The following is a 19,394-nucleotide window of genomic DNA, read 5'->3' as shown; positions in this document are numbered from 1 at the left end:
CCGGGGGCACCGTGGAAGCGAATCGCTGGTCTCAGACCCCGATCCGACTGTAACGGCCATGTTCGGCCGCGACCCGTCCTTCCAGCTCCAGCGCCAGCAGCATGGACGACACCGCCGCCGCCGTCAATCCGCTGCGTTCCAGCAGTTCATCCATACCGGTTGGGTCATGGCCTAGTGCATCCCACAACCGGTTGATGTGCGGCAGGTCCGGCAAACCGCTTCCCGCCGCTCCGGAAGCAGGCGCCGGGCAGGCCGACAACTCGCCGCGCAGCGAGCGCACCAGGTCCCGCACCAGCGGCGCCAGCGCCTCGGCAACCTCGGCGGGGGTTTCCACCAGCGCGGCGCCCTCGCGGATCAGCCGATGGCAGCCGCGCGCCATCGGATTGTGGATCGACCCGGGCAGGGCGAACACCTCGCGTCCGGCGTCGCCGGCCAGCCTGGCGGTGATCAGCGCACCGGAGCGGGTGGCCGCCTCGACCACCACGATACCCAGGCTCAATCCCACCAGGATGCGGTTGCGGCTGGGGAAGTGCGTCCGTAAGGGCTGGGTGCCCGGCGGGTGCTCGCTGACCACGGCACCGGACTGCGCGATCTGCGCCATCAGCGCGCGGTGGCAGGCGGGGTAGGCGATGTCGGGACCCGTTCCCAGTACCGCCACGGTCGTGCCGCCAGCGTCCAGCGTGGCCCGATGGGCGGCGGCGTCGATTCCCGCCGCCAGCCCGCTGGTGACGCACAGCCCCGCCCGCGCCAGTGCAGCGGCGAACTGCCCGGCGTTGGCGCGCCCTCCCGCCGTGGCCGCGCGGCTGCCGACAATGGCGACCGCGGGCCGCCACAGCAGGTCCGCATCGCCGGCCACGAACAGCGTCGCGGGCGGCGATGCGATTCGCCGCAAGAGCGGGGGATAGGCCGCATCGGCCCAGCCGAGCAGGTGGTGAGCCGGCGCTTCCAGCCACCGCAGGCTGCCGGCCAGCGCAGCCGCCTCCGGGCGCAGCACAGCTGCGCAGGCGGTGGCATCGACGCCATGGCTGGCCCAGTCACGGCGCCCCGCGGCAACCGCAGCGGCGGCATCGCCATGGGTATCCAGCAGGCGGCGCAGCGCGGACGCGGACGCGCCGCTGTGCAACAGCCGCAGCAGCGGCTCATGGTCGGGACTGACGGGCATGCCGCCAGCATCCCCCGCAAGCGGCAACGGCGCCCTCGGGCGCCGTTGCGGTCTTGCGTCAGGAAATCCTGAAACTCAGTAGGGCGCGTCCGGATGCTTCAGTTCGTAGCCCACCCGGACCGGCTTGATGCTGCTCATCACCAGCGCATAGCTGACGTTGTCGAAGGTGCGGAACACCATTGCATGGCCGGCGAACTCGTCGGGCAGGCGCACCTTGTTCTCGAACAGGGTCACGTCCTCGTCGCGATCCAGCCCGTCCTTGACCCGGTCGCTGACCGAGTCGCCGCGCCGCCACAGCGAGAACACGGTGCCGTTGTCGATGCCTTCGCGGGCGCCGCCGGAAATCGCGATCACGTCGCGGGTGCCGCCGGTGGTGTAGCGGTCCGCGACCGACATCACGGTCAGGCGACCGTACTTGGCCTGCTGCCTGGGCGGATGCGGGAAGAACTGCAGGTCGTAGGGCTGCGCCTCGACCGGCACCAGCCGATCGCCGACGCGGACGTCACGGCCTTCGTTGTCCAGCAGCAGGGTGCTGGCCTGGATGCCGCCGACCTCGCCGCGCGTCACCGTGCCGGTGGTCTGGGTGACCAGCTCGTAGCCCATGAACTCGGTGTTCTTGCTGGGGAACACCGCGTTGCTCCACAGCGTGCCGTCGTCCGGGCCGGGGCGGCCGCGGGCATCGAGGTCCTGGCTCTGGAACAGGTCGCAACACAGACCCGCGCGCTCGACGATGCGGTAGCGCTTCTCCGGGCGCACCACCAGGTAGCGCTGGCCCGGCGCGACGCCCTCCAGGCCCTTCACATAGGCGACATGGCCCCGCACCGCGCGCAGGCGGTTTTCTTCCAGCCCGACGACGTAAGGCAGATTGTCGACGCTGGAAACCATGCGGGTATCGCGCAGGAACGGCTCGATCTCCTCGAGCGGCACCGCATTGACCGGGCTGGCGGTGCGCTCGCCGGCCTGCACCCTGGCCGCCACGCGGTCGAGGTAGGCCAGGCTGATGACGTCGCCCGGGTAGATCAGGTGCGGATTCTTGATCTGCGGGTTGGCCTGCCAGATTTCCGGCCACAGCCACGGCTTTTTCAGGAATCGCGCGGAAATGTCCCAGAGGGTGTCGCCACGCTTCACCACGTAGCTGTCGGGATGGTCACCCCGCAACTCGACCGCCGCGGCGTAGGTGGCCACCGTCAACAGCGCGGCCGCGAGCATGGTGCGCAGACCGCGCGGACGCGGCGCACCCGTGCGCACCAGGTTGGAAACCCGTTCAAGCATGATCGCTATCTCCCCGCTCCGTATGGCGAAAACCCCCTGAAGCCCGACCAATATAGCCCACAACAGGCGCCTGCTGGCAAGCGGCCGTGCAGGTCAGGCGCGATACAATCGCCGCTGTCGCAGCCCGTCCGGCTGCCGGTTTCCGGATTTTCGCCATGGCCCTGCTCCCGATCCTCGAATTCCCCGATCCGCGCCTGCGCACCCAGGCCGCGACCGTCGAGCCCGCCGATCTGGCCACGCCGGCCTTCCAGGCGCTGATCGACGACATGTTCGAAACCATGTACGACGCCCCGGGCATCGGCCTCGCGGCCAGCCAGGTCGACGTGCACAAGCGGTTCATGGTGATTGACGTGACCGACGACCGCAGCCGGCCACTGGTGTTCGTCAACCCGGTCATCACCGCCCGCGATGGCGAGCAGGTCTACCAGGAGGGCTGCCTGTCGGTGCCCGGCATCTATGCCGACGTCACCCGCAGCGACACCATCACGGTGGAAGCGCTGGACCGCCACGGCCAGCCGTTCACGCTGCAGGCCAACGGCGTGCTGGCGGTGTGCATCCAGCACGAGATGGACCACCTGCTGGGCAAGCTGTTCGTCGACTACCTGAGCCCGCTCAAGCGCGAGATGGTGCGCAAGAAGCTGCTGAAGGCGAAGCGGGCCGCCTGAGCCCATGCGCATCGTCTTTGCCGGCACGCCGGAGTTCGCCGTCCCCTGCCTGCGCGCCGCCGCCTCCAAGGGCGAAGTGGTGGCGGTCTACACCCAGCCGGACCGGCCCGCCGGCCGCGGCCGCGGGCTGACACCCTCCCCGGTGAAGCTGGAAGCGGTGCAACGCGGCATCCCCGTCCACCAGCCGGAGAACTTCCGCTCGGCGGAATCCAAAGCCGCGCTGCGCGCACTGAAGCCCGACGTGATGATCGTGGTCGCCTACGGGCTGATCCTGCCGCAGTCGGTGCTGGACATCCCCGAACACGGCTGCTGGAACGTGCACGCCTCGCTGCTGCCGCGCTGGCGCGGCGCGGCGCCGATCCAGCGCGCCATCGAAGCGGGCGACACCCGCACCGGCGTCTGCCTGATGCAGATGGAAAGGGGCCTGGACACCGGCCCGGTGCTGCTGGCGCAGGCGCTGGACATCGGCCCGGAGGAAACCGGCGGGCAGCTGCATGACCGCCTGTCCGAGCTGGGCGCACGCGTGCTGGCCGACGCATTGGGCCTGCTGCGCGCCACCATCCAGCTGCCGCCGCACCCGCAGCCGGCCGAGGGCGTGACCTACGCGCACAAGCTGGACAAGGCGGAAGCGAAACTCGACTGGGCGCAGCCGGCAATGGTGCTGGCCAACAAGGTGCGCGCCTTCAACCCGTGGCCGGTCGCGGAGGCGCAGCTGGCCGGCGAGCGCGTGCGCATCCATGCCGCAAGCGCGCTGGACGAAGCGCACACCGCTGCGCCCGGCACCGTGCTGCGCGCCGGGCGCGACGGCATCGACATCGCCTGCGGCCACGGCGTGCTGCGCCTGCAGACCCTGCAGCGCGACGGCGGCAAGCCGATCAGCGCACAGGATTACCGCAACGCCCGCGGCGACGCGTTCGCGTGAGCGATGGCGTCGCCACCCGCGTCGCCGCGGCGCGCACCCTCGACGAGGTGCTGCACCGCGGCCGTTCGCTGAAGGCGGCGCTGGGCGCCAGCCTGCCCACCCTCGCCGACCCGCGCGACCGCGCATTGGTGGAAGCGATGGTGCTGGCCGCGCTGCGCCAGCGGGTGCGCTACAACGCCGCGCTGGACGGCTGGACGCCGCGGCCGCTGGGCCAGCGCGACGGCCTGCTGCGCGCGCTGCTGCTGGCCGGCTTCGCCCAACTTGAACTGGGCCTGCCGGCGCACGCCGCGCTGGCGGCCACCGTAGATGCCGCGCGCACCCTCGGTCGCGCCCACCAGGCCGGGATGGTCAACGCCCTGCTGCGCCGCGCGCAGCGCGACGGCCTGCCGCCGGCGGACCCCGCACAGGCGTGGCCGCGATGGCTGGCGCGGCAGGTGCGGGCGGACTGGCCACGGCAGGCCGATGCGATCTTCGAGGCCAGCGTGCAGATCGCGCCGATGTGGCTGCGCGTCAACCGCCGATGGATCAGCCGCGACGACTATCTGGCGCTGCTGCGCGAGACCGGTATCGACGCCGTACCCGGGCCCACCCTGGCCGATGCGCTGCGGCTGAACGCCGCGCTGCCGGTCCAGCAACTGCCCGGCTTCGACGCCGGGCTGGTGTCGGTGCAGGACGGCGCAGCGCAGGCCGTGGCCGATGCGCTCGCCCCGCCCCCCGGCGCCCGCGTGCTCGACGCCTGCGCCGCACCCGGCGGCAAGGCCGCGCATCTGTCCGAACGCGACGCCTCCCTGCGCATCACCGCACTGGACGTGGACGCGCGCCGCGCACGGCGGATGCAGGAGACCTTCGCGCGGCTGCGGCTGGAAGACATCGACGTGCTTGCGGCCGATGCCATGCAGCCCGAAGCGTGGTGGGACGGCGCGGCCTTCGACGCCATCCTGATCGACGCCCCCTGCAGCGCCACCGGCATCGTGCGCCGCCAGCCAGACGTGCTGTTGCACCGGCGCGAAACCGACATTGCCGCCCTGTGCGGCACCCAGGCGCAGCTGCTCGACGCGCTGTGGCCGCTGCTCGCCCGCGGCGGCGCGCTGGTCTATGCCACCTGCTCGATCCTGCAGGCGGAGAACGCCGCGCAGGTCGAAGCCTTCCTCGCCCGCACGCCCGACGCCAGGCTGGTGCCGCTGGACGCGTGCTTCGGCCACGCCACCGGCGCCGGCCGCCAGCGCCTACCAGGCGAAGGCGGCATGGACGGTTTTTTCTGCGCGCGCCTGCAAAAGTCCTGAGCCTTCGCCACTATCATTCGGCGATGACCCAAACCCGCCGTGAAACCTGGCTGTTCTGGCTGTTCGCGCTGCTGATCCTGGCCACCGGCCTGGGCCTGCGCGATCCGTGGCCGGCCGACGAGCCGCGCTTCGCGCTGGTGGCCAGGCAGATGGTCGAAAGCGGCGACTGGCTGTTCCCGCATCGCGGCAGCGAGCTGTATTCCGACAAGCCGCCGCTGTTCATGTGGATGCAGGCGGCGCTGCTGTGGCTGACCGGCAACCTGCGCATCGCCTTCCTGCTGCCTTCGCTGCTGGCGGCGCTTGGCACGCTGTGGTGCGTGACCGACCTCGGCGCACGGCTGTGGACGCGCCGGATCGGCCTGTATGCCGGCTGGATCACGCTGCTGACCATCCAATTCACCTGGCAGGCGAAGAAGGCGCAGATCGACCCGGTGGTGGTGTTCTGGATCACGCTGTCCTGCTATGCGCTGTTGCGGCACGTGCTGCAGGGCCCTTCCTTCCGGCTGTGGATGCTGGGCTGGGCCGCGGCCGGGCTGGGCACGATCACCAAGGGCGTCGGCGTCATCGCCTTGCTGCTCTTGCTTCCCGCCGCCGTCGCGTCGCTGCGCGGCTGGGCCGGGGTGCGCATCCATGCGCGCGATCCGCGCTTCTGGCTCGGCCCACTGGCCTTCGTCGCCGCCTGCGGGGTGTGGCTGGTGCCGATGCTGGTCGCCGCGCTGGGCCACGGCGGTGGCGACTATCGCGCCTACGTCGACGACATCCTGCTGCGCCAGACCGTCACCCGCTACGCCAACTCCTGGCACCACGGCCAGCCGTGGTGGTACTTCATCGAAGTGTTGCTGACCGCGTGGCTGCCGACCGCGCTGGCGCTGCCGTGGGCGATCCCGGCGTGGCGGCGGCGGCTGCGCCGTCGCGACGCACGCTTCCTGATCCCGCTGGGCTGGGTGCTGCTGGTGTTCGTGTTCTTCAGCATCCCGTCCGGCAAGCGCGACATGTACATCCTGCCCGCGCTGCCGGTGCTCGCGCTGGCGCTGGCGCCGCTGCTGCCCGGCATCCTGCGGCGGCCGAACGCGCAGCGCCTGCTGCTGGGCTTCGTGCTGGCGTTCTCGCTGGCCGCGCTGGGCGCGGGCCTGGCGATGCTGCTGGGCGAGCCGGGTTTCGAGCGCAAGTTCATGGAGGGCCGCGATGCGCACGTCGCCGACGGGCTGGCGTGGATGTTCGCGGCCATCGGCGGCTTCGGCCTGGGCAGCGCGCTGTGGTTCGGCCGCCGCCGCGCCCACGCCGCGCTGGTGGCGATGCTGACCGCGCTGTGGCTGCTGTACTCGCTGGTCGGCGCGCCGCTGCTCAACGACGGCAGCTCCTCGCGCGGGCTGATGCGCAACGTCGGCGCGGCGATCGGCCCCGCAGCCGAACTGGGCCTGGTCGGCTGGCGCGAACAGCAGCTGCTGATGGCGGACCGTCCGGCCGCCGATTTCGGCTTCAAGCGCGATGTCGCCCTGCAATTCGCCGATGGCGTGCGCTGGCAGCGCGCGCGCCCACACGCGCGCTGGCTGCTGGTGGAGGAAGGCCAGGGCCTGCCCGCCTGCATCGACAGCGCGCGCGCGCGCGACATGGACGTGGCCAACGGGCGGCGCTGGTGGCTGCTGGATGCGGAGGCCACCCGTGGCTGCCGCTGAGGCCGCGTCCGCGGCGGCGCCCTGGCTGGGCCTGCTGGTGCCGGCGCACAACGCCGCGCGGCACATCGAAACCTGCCTGCGCTCGCTGCTGGACCAGGCGGTGGGCGATCCGGGCATCGAAGTGCTGGTGCTGGACGATGCGTCCAGCGACGACACCGGCGCGATCCTCGAGCGGCTGGCGGCGGCGCATCCGGGCCAGCTGCGGGTGCTGCGGGCGCCGCGCAACGGCGGCATCTCCGCCGCGCGCAACCGGCTGCTGGCCGAAGCGACGGCGCGCCATCTGTGGTTCGTCGACGCCGACGACGTGCTGCTGTCCGGCGCGATCGCCGGCCTGCGCGACGTGCTTGGCCGGCACGACCCGGACCTGGTGCTGTGCGATTTCCAGTACCTGCGCGAGCGTGGCCTGTCGCGCCCGCGCTGCACCTGCCATGCGCCGGCGGGTACGCCTTCGGACAGCCGCGCGCGGCTGGTGGCGGCCACGCTTTCGGCCGGCGAACTGCACGTGTGGTCGAAGATCGCGCGGCGGGAGCTCTGGCAGCAGGTGACGTTCCCGGTCGGCCGGCACTTCGAGGACATTGCCGGTACCTGCCAGCTGCTGGTGCAGGTGCGCCGCTGGGTCCACGTGCACCGCCCGTGGCTGGGTTACCGGCAGCATCCGCACAGCATCATGGCGACGCTGACGCATGCGCGCCTGGACGAATGGATGGCGGCGCTGGACGGCATGCAGCTGCTGCAGGCGGATCCCGAAGTCGCCGCCGATCCCGCCGCGGCGCAGGCGCTGGCGGACTTCCGCCTGCGCAACCTTGCCTCCGCGCTGCGGCGCGCTGCGCGCCTGCCGGCTGCACAGCGGACTGCGGCGCAAGCCACGCTGGCGGAGGCGCGGGCGCGGCTGTTCCCGCACGGCACCGCACCGGTGCTGCGCGCCTGGCTGCGCCGCGGCTGGTGGCTGCGCGCGTTGCGCACCCAGCGCGCGCTGCGCGCGACCGGACGCTAGCGCGATGAGCAAGCGCGTCCGCGTCCTCCATTTCGTCACCGGCGGGTTCTCCGGCGGGGCCACCCAAGTCGCGCTGCAGCTGGTCAACGCGGCCCGCGACAGCGCCCGCATCGAACCGCTGCTGGTGCTGCGGCGCAAGCGCCGCACGCCGCCGGCGCGCATCGCCGAACTGCAAGAGCAAGGCGTGCCGCTGCGGCTGGTGCCGGGCTGGTCGCACCTGGCGACCATCGTCGCGCTGGTCAGGCTGTGCCGCGAGTTCCGCCCCGACGTGCTGGTGGCGCACGGCTTCTCCGAACACCTGTGGGGCCGCTACGCGGGCCTGCTGGCGAAGGTGCCGCACCTGGTCCACGTCGAGCACAACACCCGCGAGCGCTACTCCCGCTGGCGGCTGGCGCAGACGCGCTGGCTGGCGCGCCGCACCGACCGCATCGTCGGCTGCTCCGAAGGCGTGCGCGAAGCACTTCTGGCGCTGGGCATGCCGTCCGAACGCACCATGGCCATTCCCAACGGCATCCAGCTGGCGTCGTTCGCCGACGCCGATGCGCATCCCTTCGAGCAGCGCACGCCCGGCATCGTGATGGTGGCGCGCTTCTCCAGGCAGAAGGACCACGCCACCCTGCTGCGCGCGGTGGCGCTGCTGGGCCAGCGCGGCCTGTACGTGCCGCTGCAGCTGCCCGGCGGCGGCAAGGCATTGCACCGCAAACCGCTGGAAACACTGGCCGCCCAGCTGGGCATCGCCGACCGGGTGCAGTTCCCGGGCGTGGTGCGCGACGTGCCGCAGCGGCTGATGGCGCACCAGGTCTGCGTACTCAGCACCCACTACGAGGGCATGCCGCTGGCGCTGCTGGAGGGCATGGCCGCCGGCTGCGCGGTGGTGGGCAGCGCGGTGCCGGGCGTGCGCGAAGTCCTCCGCGATGGGGAGGACGGATTGCTGGTGCCCGAAGCGGATCCGGTTGCGCTGGCGGATGCGCTGGAGCGCCTGCTGCGCGATCCTGACGATGCCGCGCGGATGGCGTCGAACGCCCGCGCGGCGGCGCTGGACCGGCATGGCCGCGAGCTGATGAACCAGCGCTACGAAGACCTGTTCCTGGCGCTGGCCGCTTCGGATCGCACGCGCTGAGGCTTCGCATCGGGGCTCGGCTGGAGTGCGCCGCGCAGACCGGAAAGGGCCGCCACGCTGCCCACCCGCCGGTGCGCGATGCCGCGGCCGTTCGCGGGCGGAACCGGCTCCTATAAGGTCGACGCGCGCCGCTGCTCCCACGCCCAGGCATGCGCCACGATCACGTCCAGCGCCGCATGGCGCGGCTGCCAGCCCAGCGCCGCGCGCGCAGCGCCGGCGTCGGCCACCAGCACCGGCGGGTCGCCCGCACGGCGCGCGCCCATGACCGCGGGGATGGGATGGCCGGTAACGCGGCGCGCCGCCTCGATCACCTCGCGCACCGAATAGCCGTTGCCGTTGCCGAGGTTGTAGCGCGCGCTGGCACCGCCCGCGAGGAGTTGCCGCAGCGCCAGCAGGTGGGCATCGGCCAGGTCCTCGACGTGGATGTAGTCGCGGATGCAGGTGCCATCGGCGGTGGCGTAGTCCTCGCCATGGGCGGTGATGTGCGGGCGGCGCCCGGACGCCACCTGCAGGATCAGGGGAATCAGGTGCGTCTCCGGCTCGTGGCATTCGCCCAGCTCGCCTTCGGCATCGGCGCCGGCGGCGTTGAAATAGCGCAGGCAGACCGACTTCAGCCCGTAGGCGCGGTCGAAATCCTCGAGCATCTGCTCGACGAACCACTTGCTGCGGCCGTAGGGATTGATCGGCGCCTTCGGGTGCGCCTCGTCGATCGGCACGTAGTCCGGGTCGCCGAAGATCGCCGCGGTGGAGGAGAAGATGAAGCGGGACACGCCGTGCGCGCGCATCCCGTCCAACAGCACCTGCGTGGCGGTGACGTTGTTGCGGTAGTACTTGGCCGGATCGGCCACCGATTCGCCCACCTGGATGCAGCTGGCGAAGTGCATCACCGCCGCCGGCCGGACCTCGCCCAGCACGGCATCGACGAAGCCGGCATCGCCGATGTCGCCCACATGCAGCGGCGCGCCCAGCACCGCTTCGCGATGACCGGCGGAAAGATCGTCGGCCACCACCGCGTGGAAGCCTTCGCGGCGCAGCCGCTTGACCATGTGCGAACCGATGTAGCCGGCGCCGCCGACGACGAGGATGGGGGCGGACATGGCGTGGCCGGCTCCTGTGCGGATGATGGGAAGGTCGCCTGCAGCGCTGGGCGTCAGCGGTACAGGTCGAGGTACGGGTTTTCCTCGCCGCTGCCGGGCGGCCGCAGCGTGTAGCGCTTGTAGGTCCACTGGTACTGGGCGAAGTCGCGCCGCGCCACCGCCTCCACGCCGGCGTTCAGCGCGGCCACCGCCTGCGCCGGGTCGGCCGCGGAGACCTCGGCTGGCGCGCCCTGCACGTGCAGGGCGAAGCGCGGGGCGCCGGGGCCCGGCAGCCGCTCGCACCAGCACAGCAGCACCCGCGCGCCACTGCGGTTGGCCAGCCGACCCAGCAGGGTCATGGTCAGCGCCTGCTTGCCGAAGAACGGCGCGAACTCGCCTTCGCCGGCCTTGGGCTGCTGGTCGGGCAGGATGCCGACCACGCCGCCCTTCTGCAGGCGCTTCAGCAGGGCGCGCACACCCGCGGCCTCGGCGCGGACCTGCTCCACCTGCCCGCCGGCATTGGCGCGGACGCGGCGCAGGAACGCCTCGCCCACCGCGGACTCCGGCGGCCGGTACAGGATCGCCAGCGGCGTCTTGCTGGCCAGCCACTGGTTCAGCAACTCCCAGTTGCCCATGTGCGGGGCGGCCACGATCAGCCCCTCGCCGCTGCGCAGGGCCTCGTCGAACAGCGCCTCGCCGTGGACTTCCACGATGTCGGCCAGGTTGCGCGCGGCCGGACGCGTCCACAGCCGCAGCGTCTCGAAGGTCTGGCGGGCAGTGGTGCGGAGGATCTCTCGAAGCAATGATTCCCGCGCGTTGGCATCCAGATCGGCGCGTATCAGCTCCAGATTGCGGCGCGTGACACGGGCCTCGCGGGCATCGAGGGCAACCCACAGCCACGCTACGCCATCCGCCAGCGCACGCAGCAGCGGCCAGGGCAGGCGGGCCACGGCCCAGGCCAGGGCGTACAGCAGGGCGGCGGCGAAGTCGGTCATCGGCCTATTGTAGGAGGCACGCACGGCGGCGATGAAACCGCGGCGCCGCGCCTACAATGTGCCGATGCTTGCCCTGATCCAGCGCGTGACCGAAGCCCGGGTGACCGTCGACGATGCCGTCGTGGGTGCCATCGGCCCTGGCCTGCTGGCGCTGGTCGCGGTTGAGCCGGGCGACACCGAAGCGCAATTCCGCCGGATGTCCCAACGCCTGCTGGGTTACCGGGTTTTCGGCGACGATGACGGCAAGATGAACCGCTCATTGACGGACATTGGTGGCGGCCTGCTGCTGGTGAGCCAGTTCACCCTGGCCGCGGATACCCGCAGCGGGATGCGCCCCAGCTTCACCACCGCGGCGCCGCCTGCGGAAGCTGAACGCGGGTTCGACCGGCTGGTGGCGATCTGCCGGGAAATGCACGCGCCGGGGGTGGAAACCGGACGTTTCGGTGCCCATATGGTCGTCAGCCTGGTCAACGACGGGCCGGTGACGTTCCTGCTTCGCCCCTGACCCTCCCGCAACACCCGGCGGCCGGCACCTGCCCACGCACGGTATAATGCTTGGTTCTCTTTCTGCGTCGTCCGCAGATCCCCACGACTCACGGTAGCACCCCAATGGCCAACGAACGGCAGACAGCCCCGCAATCCGACATCAAGCTCCTGATCTCCAAGGGTCTGGAGCAAGGCTATCTGACCTACGCCGAGGTCAACGACCACCTGCCCGACGACATGGTCGATCCGGAGCAGCTGGAAGACATCATCGGCATGATCAACGGCATGGGCATCGAGGTGCACGAGGTTGCGCCCGATGTGGAGACCCTGCTGCTGGCCGGCCAGCAGGCCGGTGGCCGCGAGGTCGACGAAACCGCGGCCGAGGAAGCCGCGGCGGCGCTGACCTCGGTCGACACCGAGGGCGGCCGCACCACCGACCCGGTGCGCATGTACATGCGCGAGATGGGCACCGTGGACCTGCTGACCCGCGAGGGCGAGATCGCCATCGCCAAGCGCATCGAGGAAGGCCTGGCGCAGATGAACGCCGCGCTGGCCAGCTTCCCCTGGTCCGCCCAGATGCTGCTGGAGGACTGGGAGCTGCACAAGGCCGGCAAGAAGCGCCTGGCCGAGATCGTGGTCGGCTTCAACGACGAGGAGCCGGAACCGGAACCCGCGCCGGTGGTCGCCGAAGTCGACCCCGATGCCGAGGTCGAGGAAGACGAGGACGAGGACGAGGACACCGACGGCGACGCCGATGAGCCGGCGCCGACCGGCCCGGATCCGGCCGAAGTCGCCGCCCGCATGGAGGCGATGGCCGCTGCGTACGCCCGCTTCGAGAAGGCCTATGCCAAGGGCGGCCCAGCCGCCAAGGCCGCGCTGAAGGCGCGCGAGGAAATCGCCGCGACCTTCGTCACCCTGAAGCTGCCGCTGCCGCTGACCGACGCGCTGGTGAAGAAGCTGCGCGAAGCGATCAACCAGGTGAAGGAGCACGAGCGCCGCATCCTCGACCTGTCCACCCGCGTGGCCAAGATGCCGCGCAAGGACTTCATCAAGGCCTGGGACGGCAACCAGACCAACCTCGAGTGGGTCGACGAGCTGCTCAAGCGCAAGCAGAAGTGGGGCAGCGCCCTGCGCGACGTGCGCGAGCAGATCATCGCCGAACAGGAAGCCACCATCGCGCTGGAGAAGGCGATGCAGGTGTCGCTGGCCGACCTGAAGGAAATCAACCGTGCGATGGCCATCGGCGAGACCAAGGCGCGCAAGGCCAAGAAGGAGATGGTCGAGGCCAACCTGCGCCTGGTCATCTCCATCGCCAAGAAGTACACCAACCGCGGCCTGCAGTTCCTCGACCTGATCCAGGAAGGCAACATCGGCCTGATGAAGGCGGTGGACAAGTTCGAGCACCGCCGCGGCTTCAAGTTCTCGACCTACGCCACCTGGTGGATCCGCCAGGCGATCACCCGCTCGATCGCCGACCAGGCGCGCACCATCCGCATCCCGGTGCACATGATCGAGACGATCAACAAGCTCAACCGCATTTCCCGCCAGATGCTCCAGCAGTACGGCCGCGAGGCCACGCCGGAGGAGCTGGCGAAGGAAATGGACATGCCCGAGGACAAGATCCGCAAGGTCATGAAGATCGCCAAGGAGCCGATCTCGATGGAGACGCCGATCGGCGACGACGAGGATTCCCACCTCGGCGATTTCATCGAGGACACCAACGTGATGTCCCCGATCGACGCCACCACCGACATCAACCTGATCGAGACCGTGCGCAACGTGCTGGCCGGGCTGACCCCGCGCGAAGCCAAGGTGCTGCGCATGCGCTTCGGCATCGACATGAACACCGACCACACGCTGGAAGAAGTGGGCAAGCAGTTCGACGTCACCCGCGAGCGCATCCGCCAGATCGAAGCCAAGGCGCTGCGCAAGCTGCGCCACCCGTCGCGTTCGGAGACGCTGCGCAGTTTCCTCGACGTGGAGTGACACGCACCGCGTGGCATCCCAAAAGCCCGCCACCCGGCGGGCTTTGTTGTTTCATGATCTGGACTGCCATTCGATCTGCACCATCGCCAACTCGGGGAAGTGCTCCTCTGCATGGCAGTTAGCGCAGAGCAGAATGCATTTCGCAAGCTCGGCCCGGATTTCCGCGATGCTGCGATTGGAGAGCGAACGCACGTCGAGATGGAATCTCTTCTCCCCGGGAGCGCAGTGATGCCATGTCAACGCTGCAAGATTGCGCTGGTAGCCACAGCGCGTGCAGCAGCCCCCCGCAAGCGCCACCAGCTCGCGCTTACGGGCGAGCCCCCGTTCCTGCTGGCGCATGTAGCTTTGGTGCCGATGATTGGTGTCCGCGTTCTTGCATTTCAGCGAGCAGAATCGCCTCTGTCTCCCTGACAGCGGCGCATGGCAAACCGAGCACTGGATGGATTTCACCTTTTAAACATAATCCATTTAAGGGTTGGAGGGATGTCCCCCGGTTGCTACGATGCGCGCTCGGGCCTATAGCTCAATGGTTAGAGCAGAGGACTCATCGAAAGGTGACCCCGGCACCGGAAGGGCCGGCGGAAAAACGGGATGAATTCAGGGAAACCCTAGCGGTTCGGCCGAGGGCAATCCTGAGCCAAGCCGGCGGTACACCGCCGGAAGGTGCAGAGACTACCTGGGGGCTGAAGTGCCCTTGATAACAGGCCAGAGCCTCCCGCACCCCACCAGCGCAGGCTGAGGGTGATGAGATAGTCCACGCCGGTGCGAAAGCATCGGGCAGCGTGAATCCTTTGGTTCCAGGTTCGAGTCCTGGTGGGCCCATGTCAGCGCAGGCGGATCGTGGCTTGTGCGCCATAAAGCATCGACTGTCCTAGATGGCCAATTTTTCATTTTCCGAAAGGAAAGGCGGTCCCCACCGGGTCGCACCGCGAAGTCCGTGAGAAGCCGAGGGATCCATAGTCGATCCCAGAGTTGGCGTAACCAGTTGTCCAGCTTGATGCTTCGGGGATAGGCTGCCACGCACAGCCATTCGAAAGGAGTCTTTGCGAGCGGCTCCCGCAGCCATCTGGATTTTACAATCGCCTCCATCAATATCTTCAGCAACGACCGCCTGCTCGACGCAGCAGAGCTGGACAAGCTGCTGCAGCTCGCCGAACGCGACGGCGCCGTCGATGAGGACGAGAAGCGGGGGCTGGGCGAGATTTTGCCCAAGCTGAGCAGACGAAGCTGGACCCAACTGTGGCGCGCCGCATTGCCGAGATCCGTGCAGCTCACGCGATTTCCTGATAGCAAGCGCAGCCCGCTACGGCACCGCATGGGGCCTGCGGGCAGAACTCCCAGCTGATACCAAGAATGCCGTCGCGGCGACTTAGCTCACGCTCAACGTGATTGCCGGTGAAGTCGCCTCAGCCAGGGTCCGCCGCCTTAAGGCGCAGGTGCAGCCCCCCCCCCCGACAGGGAGGCCTCCTCACCCGCGACTTCGATCTGGACCGCTTCCGCATGACGCTTCTGCCGAAGATCTTCGTCTGGACGCTCTGCACACCCTTCACAGCATTCACGAATGCAGAAGCCAACGCCGTGTCCGACCGCCTGCCTGTACGCCTCAACACGAGGCTCGTCTGAAGTTCGAGGAAGCCCGCGAATTTCCTACCACCGTTGCCATGTCCACTGGCACACCGCGGGCCGCCTGATTTCATGGGCGACATACCGAAAGCCCCCCTGGAACAGCAGCCATGGATGGCATTTGCAATGTTTCATGTAATGCCGCAAGCTAATTACATGAAATCCGCACAACCCCGTTCCGGCACGCTCGCGGTTCGCGCCTTCCGGCAACGCATGCGCGACCAGGGGCTGGTGAAGAAGGATGTCTGGATCCGCCCGGTGTTCGCCGCCGAGCTTGCCGCCATTGAGCAACGACTCCGCACACAGGAAGGACCTGCCGGCCTTGCCCCGTCCTTGGAAGGAAACGAGCCGGGCTGGTCCATCGAGTCGATTCGGCTCGCGCTGTCCCAGAGCAGCGCTGTGCATGATCGGCGCGTGTCACTGGAGTTGATCGAGGGCACCGACCCCGCCTTGCATCTGGTCATGCACGAGCACGGCGACCTGTCGGTCTTCCTTGCCGTCGGCGGCAGCCAGATCATCGTGGAAAGCTTCCTGTGGCCCCTTTCGCTCGTCCGCGACCCGGCCGAGTTCAATGCCCACGTCCTGCGCACCCACAAGCTGCTGCCGCTCTCCACGATCAGCCTGGACAGCATTGGTGGCGTGCCGGGGTACACCATGTTCGGCGCGCTCGACACCCATGCGACGCTGGCGAGCCTCATGTTCGAGATCGAGACGCTGGCCGACAACGTCGCGCTGGCCACCGAAATCTACGCGCCGTTCCTGCGCCACCCCGAAGCGGGCGCCGCATGAACCATCCCCTGAAGAAACTGCTGTCGACCCTGCGCGGCAATGTCGAGGAGATCGGCAACGCGGTCCTGGGGAACAAGGCGCTTCGACTGCTCGACGAAGATATCCGCCAGACCGACCTGGCGCTCCACCGTACCCGGCTGGAAGCCGACGCCGCCAAGGCGCGCCGCATCCATGCGGAGGATGTGGCCAGCAAGGGCCAGGCGAAGCTGCGCGAGCAGGAGGCCGTTGTCGCCACGCATCTGACCGACGGGAAGCCTGGACTGGCGCGGAGGGCGGCACAGAAGGTCGTGGAGATCGAGGCAGCGCTGCGCGAAGCCCGTCGGATCCTGACCGAGTGCCAGCGGACAGAACAACAGTTCAACCACGCGATCGAGCAGCTTGAACAGCAGCTGCGCCGGTTGCGGCACCAGAGCGACACACTCAAGGCCGCCGAAAGCCTCAAGCTCGCCCAGGCCTCCGTGGCCATGCGCCAACCTGGATCCGCGCCCTATCCCGAGCCCGCCCAGGCATCGGTGCGCCGGAAGAAGGCTGCGGCCCCCCAGGCCGCCCGCCCCACGCCCCAGCCCCCACCCTCGGTCCCCACGATTGAAGACGTGTTGTCCCGCGTGGACAAGCGAACACCAGCACGCCCGGCCAAGCCGCGGCGCACGGCCCCCACTCCCAAGCCCCGCAAGGAAGGGAAATGAGCGACGCCATCCTCGTCAGCATGACCTACCCCACCCTGGTCTACAGCGTGCTGCTGGCCTTCTGCGTGATCTACTGGTTGATCGCCGCCACCGGCATCGTCGACACCGATGCGGTCGATAGCCTGCTCAGCCACCACCATCACGTGGATGGACACGACGGCGACGGGATCGGCCTTGCCGGCATCCTGTCCAGGCTCGGCCTGTCTGGCGTCCCCATCATGCTCGTGCTGACGACCCTCTCCTTCTTCGGATGGGTGGCCACGTATTTCACCCATTTGCTCGTCCTTCTCCATCTGCCGGCACCAATGCGCCTCCTGGTCGGGACGCTGGTGGCCGTCGGCGCCCTGATTCCCGGCGTACTCCTGACCTCTTTCGCCCTGCGCCCGGTCGCCAAGCTGATCAACCGCCTGCGCCCTCCCACACCGCCATCCATCCTCGGCCGCGAAGGCACGGTCATCTCGCCGCTGGTGGACGAGGCAGGCGGCCGCGTCGAGATCGATGACGGCGCCGCCGGCCTGATCCTGCAGGTTCGGACCAATTCACCCCACGCATTAGCTCGTGGTTCCCGCGTTGTACTCATTCACCACGACACCACACGCGACCTCTACGAGGTCATTCCCGCAACCGAGTTCCAGGCCCGCTGAGCACACGAGATCGCAAGGAGCAGCTCTCAATGAACCTCTCTCTCTACTTTCCCTTCATCATCGCCATCGGCGTCCTGCTGGTGCTGGCGCTCGGCCTGATTGGCGTCGTCAAGGCGTTCTACGTCAAGGTTCCGCAGGGAACCGCGCTCATCGTCAATGACTTGAGCAGCACCCCGAAGGTGCATTTCACCGGCGCCCTGGTCATCCCGGTGCTGTACAAGGCCGAGCAGATGCAGATCAAGCTCATCAACCTCGACGTCGACCGTCGCGGCAAGGAGGGCCTGATCTGCAAGGACAACATGCGTGCCGACATCAAGGTCAGCTTCTACCTGCGGGTGAACGAGCAGCCGGCTGATGTCCTGAAGGTTGCCAAGACCGTTGGCGCCGAACGTGCTTCCGACCGCAACGCCGTCGATGAGCTGTTCAACGCCAAGTTCTCCGAAGCGCTCAAGACCGTCGGCAAGCGCTTCGATTTCGTCGATCTGTTCGACAACCGCCAGGCGTTCCGCGATGCCATCATCGAGGTCATCGGCAAGGACCTGAACGGGTATGTGCTGGAAGACGTCGCCATCGACTACCTCGAGCAGACCAAGAAGTCGGACATGGATCCGACCAACATCATGGATGCCGAGGGCATCAAGAAGATCACCGAGCTGACCGCACAGCAGGCGATCCGCACGAACGAGCTCGAGCAGGACGAGAAGCTGCAGATCACCAAGAAGAACACCACCACGACCCAGGCCATGCTGGAAATGCAGCGCCAGGAAGAGGAGGCCCGCGCCAGGCAGGCCCGCCAGATCGCCGAGATCCAGGCGCGCGAGAAGGCCGAAGCGGACAAGGTGCTCGAGGAAAGCCGCGCCGCTTCGGAGGCCGCACGCCTGCGCGCCGACGAGGCCATCAAGGTGCAGGAGCAGGAGCAGCTTCGCGCTGTCGAGGTTGCCGAGCAGGGCCGCCTGCGGGTCGTGGCGATCGAGCAGGAGCGCGTCAACCGCGCCGCCGAGCTTGAGAAGGTGACCACGGACCAGGAAGTGCAGCTGAAGGCTGTGGACCGCGACAAGGTGGTCGAGCAGGGCCGCATGGAGGTGGCGAACGTCATCCGCGAGCGCACCGCGATCGAGCAGACCGTGGCCGTGCAGGAAGAGAAGATCAAGGAAACCCGCGAAGTCTCCGCCGCCGACCGTGAAAAGCAGGTTCGCGTCCTCGCGGCGGAAGCCGAGGCCCAGCAGCACCTGGTCAAGGACGTCAAGGCAGCGGAGGCGGCCGAGACTGCAGCGCGTCACCTCGCCGCCGAAAAGACCACCCTCGCCGAAGCTGAGCTGGTCGCGGCGGGCAAGCATGCCGAGGCCAAGCGTGCGCTGGCGGAAGGCGTGAAGGCCGAAGTGGCGGCCCCCGGCTTGGCCGAGGCGCAGGTGCGCCTTGCACAGGCGGAAGCGATCAAGTCCGAGGGTCTGGCCGAAGCTCAGGTGTTGGAGGCAAAGGCGGAAGCCTCCTACAAGCAAGGCAGCGCCGAGGCCAAGGCCGCGACGGAAATGGGCCGCGCCAAGGCGGATGCCACCGCGTTCATGGGCGAAGCGGAAGCCAAGGCGATCGGGCAGCGCATGTCCGCCGAAGCGGAAGGGCTCACCGGCAAGTTCGAGGCGATGGGCAAGATGTCGCCCGAGGCACGGGCGCACGAAGAGTTCCGCATGGCGCTGGAGACGAACCTGCGCCAGCTGCTCACCTCGATCGAGGCGGGCAAGGAAGTGTCGCGCGAGAACGCTGCGGTGCTGGCCAAGGCGCTGGAATCCGCCAAGATCGAGCTCATCGGCGGCGATGGTGGTGTGTTCGACGCCCTGACCAAGGGCGTGTCCATCGGCAAGGCCATCGAGGGCATCACCGCGGAGAGCCCCATCGTTGCCGATATGCTCAAGCGCCTCGGTGGCGTTGCTGCCCCCAAGTCCCTCTCGACGGACAGCACGGACGCCTGATGTCCATGGCCGGCCTGGGCTAACGCTCCGGCCGGCTCGCCACACCGG

The 19,394-nt window shown here is 68.9% G+C and carries 18 protein-coding genes; 13 read left to right on the top strand and 5 right to left on the bottom strand.

Annotated elements, in window-relative coordinates; all coding sequences use genetic code 11:
* Nucleotides 1–31: 31 nt before the first annotated feature.
* Nucleotides 32–1,162, bottom strand: a complete 1,131-nt coding sequence (dprA, locus tag SPK54_RS07175) for a DNA-processing protein DprA (RefSeq protein ID WP_330947237.1) — start codon at nucleotides 1,160–1,162, stop codon at nucleotides 32–34.
* 75 nt (nucleotides 1,163–1,237) lie between these two features.
* On the bottom strand, nucleotides 1,238–2,371 hold the full coding sequence (locus tag SPK54_RS07170; RefSeq protein ID WP_330947289.1) for a LysM peptidoglycan-binding domain-containing protein: 1,134 nt from the start codon (nucleotides 2,369–2,371) through the stop codon (nucleotides 1,238–1,240).
* A 218-nt stretch (nucleotides 2,372–2,589) separates the two neighbouring features.
* Between SPK54_RS07170 and def the strand changes: the two genes are divergently transcribed.
* From def to SPK54_RS07140, 6 genes are read left to right on the top strand one after another with little or no spacing between them, the layout of a single operon-like run.
* Complete coding sequence (gene def / locus SPK54_RS07165; protein ID WP_330947236.1) at nucleotides 2,590–3,099, top strand: peptide deformylase; 510 nt, start codon at nucleotides 2,590–2,592, stop codon at nucleotides 3,097–3,099.
* 4 nt (nucleotides 3,100–3,103) lie between these two features.
* Nucleotides 3,104–4,021 (top strand): methionyl-tRNA formyltransferase, encoded by a 918-nt coding sequence (gene fmt / locus SPK54_RS07160; protein ID WP_330947235.1) that lies wholly within the window; start codon nucleotides 3,104–3,106, stop codon nucleotides 4,019–4,021.
* Nucleotides 4,018–5,304: a 16S rRNA (cytosine(967)-C(5))-methyltransferase RsmB gene (rsmB, locus tag SPK54_RS07155; RefSeq protein WP_330947234.1), complete on the top strand. Its 1,287-nt coding sequence runs from the start codon at nucleotides 4,018–4,020 to the stop codon at nucleotides 5,302–5,304. The genes fmt and rsmB overlap by 4 nt, the downstream gene beginning before the upstream one ends.
* 23 nt (nucleotides 5,305–5,327) lie before the next feature.
* Nucleotides 5,328–6,980, top strand: coding sequence for a glycosyltransferase family 39 protein (locus SPK54_RS07150; RefSeq protein WP_330947233.1), 1,653 nt, complete (start codon nucleotides 5,328–5,330; stop codon nucleotides 6,978–6,980).
* Nucleotides 6,967–7,974, top strand: a complete 1,008-nt coding sequence (locus SPK54_RS07145) for a glycosyltransferase family A protein (RefSeq protein ID WP_330947232.1) — start codon at nucleotides 6,967–6,969, stop codon at nucleotides 7,972–7,974. Before SPK54_RS07150 ends, SPK54_RS07145 begins: the two co-directional genes overlap by 14 nt.
* Nucleotides 7,975–7,978: 4 nt before the next feature.
* Nucleotides 7,979–9,094, top strand: coding sequence for a glycosyltransferase (locus SPK54_RS07140; protein ID WP_330947231.1), 1,116 nt, complete (start codon nucleotides 7,979–7,981; stop codon nucleotides 9,092–9,094).
* 110 nt (nucleotides 9,095–9,204) lie between these two features.
* Here SPK54_RS07140 and galE read toward each other — a convergent pair whose 3' ends face one another.
* Together galE and SPK54_RS07130 are read right to left on the bottom strand one after the other, a co-directional pair.
* Nucleotides 9,205–10,191 (bottom strand): UDP-glucose 4-epimerase GalE, encoded by a 987-nt coding sequence (gene galE, locus SPK54_RS07135; protein WP_330947230.1) that lies wholly within the window; start codon nucleotides 10,189–10,191, stop codon nucleotides 9,205–9,207.
* A gap of 53 nt (nucleotides 10,192–10,244) precedes the next feature.
* A complete protein-coding gene (locus SPK54_RS07130) occupies nucleotides 10,245–11,165 on the bottom strand; it encodes a lauroyl acyltransferase (RefSeq protein ID WP_330947229.1) in 921 nt (306 codons plus the stop codon).
* A gap of 64 nt (nucleotides 11,166–11,229) precedes the next feature.
* Here SPK54_RS07130 and dtd point away from each other — a divergent pair, with 64 nt between their 5' ends.
* Nucleotides 11,230–11,670, top strand: coding sequence for a D-aminoacyl-tRNA deacylase (gene dtd / locus SPK54_RS07125; protein WP_330947228.1), 441 nt, complete (start codon nucleotides 11,230–11,232; stop codon nucleotides 11,668–11,670).
* A gap of 104 nt (nucleotides 11,671–11,774) precedes the next feature.
* Nucleotides 11,775–13,637 (top strand): RNA polymerase sigma factor RpoD, encoded by a 1,863-nt coding sequence (gene rpoD, locus SPK54_RS07120; protein WP_330947227.1) that lies wholly within the window; start codon nucleotides 11,775–11,777, stop codon nucleotides 13,635–13,637.
* Between the two features lie 51 nt (nucleotides 13,638–13,688).
* Here the strand turns inward: rpoD and SPK54_RS07115 are convergent, their stop codons facing one another.
* On the bottom strand, nucleotides 13,689–13,976 hold the full coding sequence (locus SPK54_RS07115) for a hypothetical protein (protein WP_330947226.1): 288 nt from the start codon (nucleotides 13,974–13,976) through the stop codon (nucleotides 13,689–13,691).
* Between the two features lie 1,161 nt (nucleotides 13,977–15,137).
* Here SPK54_RS07115 and SPK54_RS07110 point away from each other — a divergent pair.
* From SPK54_RS07110 to SPK54_RS07090, 5 genes are all read left to right on the top strand, one after another.
* The gene (locus tag SPK54_RS07110) at nucleotides 15,138–15,260 is read left to right on the top strand and encodes a hypothetical protein (protein WP_330947225.1); all 123 of its coding nucleotides are present in this window, start codon (nucleotides 15,138–15,140) and stop codon (nucleotides 15,258–15,260) included.
* A gap of 156 nt (nucleotides 15,261–15,416) precedes the next feature.
* Complete coding sequence (locus SPK54_RS07105; RefSeq protein WP_298853498.1) at nucleotides 15,417–16,049, top strand: YjfI family protein; 633 nt, start codon at nucleotides 15,417–15,419, stop codon at nucleotides 16,047–16,049.
* Nucleotides 16,046–16,735 (top strand): PspA/IM30 family protein, encoded by a 690-nt coding sequence (locus tag SPK54_RS07100; RefSeq protein WP_330947224.1) that lies wholly within the window; start codon nucleotides 16,046–16,048, stop codon nucleotides 16,733–16,735. The genes SPK54_RS07105 and SPK54_RS07100 overlap by 4 nt, the downstream gene beginning before the upstream one ends.
* Entirely contained in the window at nucleotides 16,732–17,379 is a 648-nt protein-coding gene (locus tag SPK54_RS07095; protein ID WP_330947223.1) for an NfeD family protein, read from the top strand. The genes SPK54_RS07100 and SPK54_RS07095 overlap by 4 nt, the downstream gene beginning before the upstream one ends.
* A 29-nt stretch (nucleotides 17,380–17,408) precedes the next feature.
* On the top strand, nucleotides 17,409–19,346 hold the full coding sequence (locus tag SPK54_RS07090; RefSeq protein WP_330947222.1) for a hypothetical protein: 1,938 nt from the start codon (nucleotides 17,409–17,411) through the stop codon (nucleotides 19,344–19,346).
* Nucleotides 19,347–19,394: the final 48 nt, after the last annotated feature.

This window comes from Thermomonas sp. LB-4 (genome assembly GCF_036409385.1).
In the GTDB taxonomy this organism is placed as follows: domain Bacteria; phylum Pseudomonadota; class Gammaproteobacteria; order Xanthomonadales; family Xanthomonadaceae; genus Thermomonas.
Note: the sequence above shows the minus strand (reverse complement) of the source record. Positions and strands in the feature narration are given on the sequence as shown.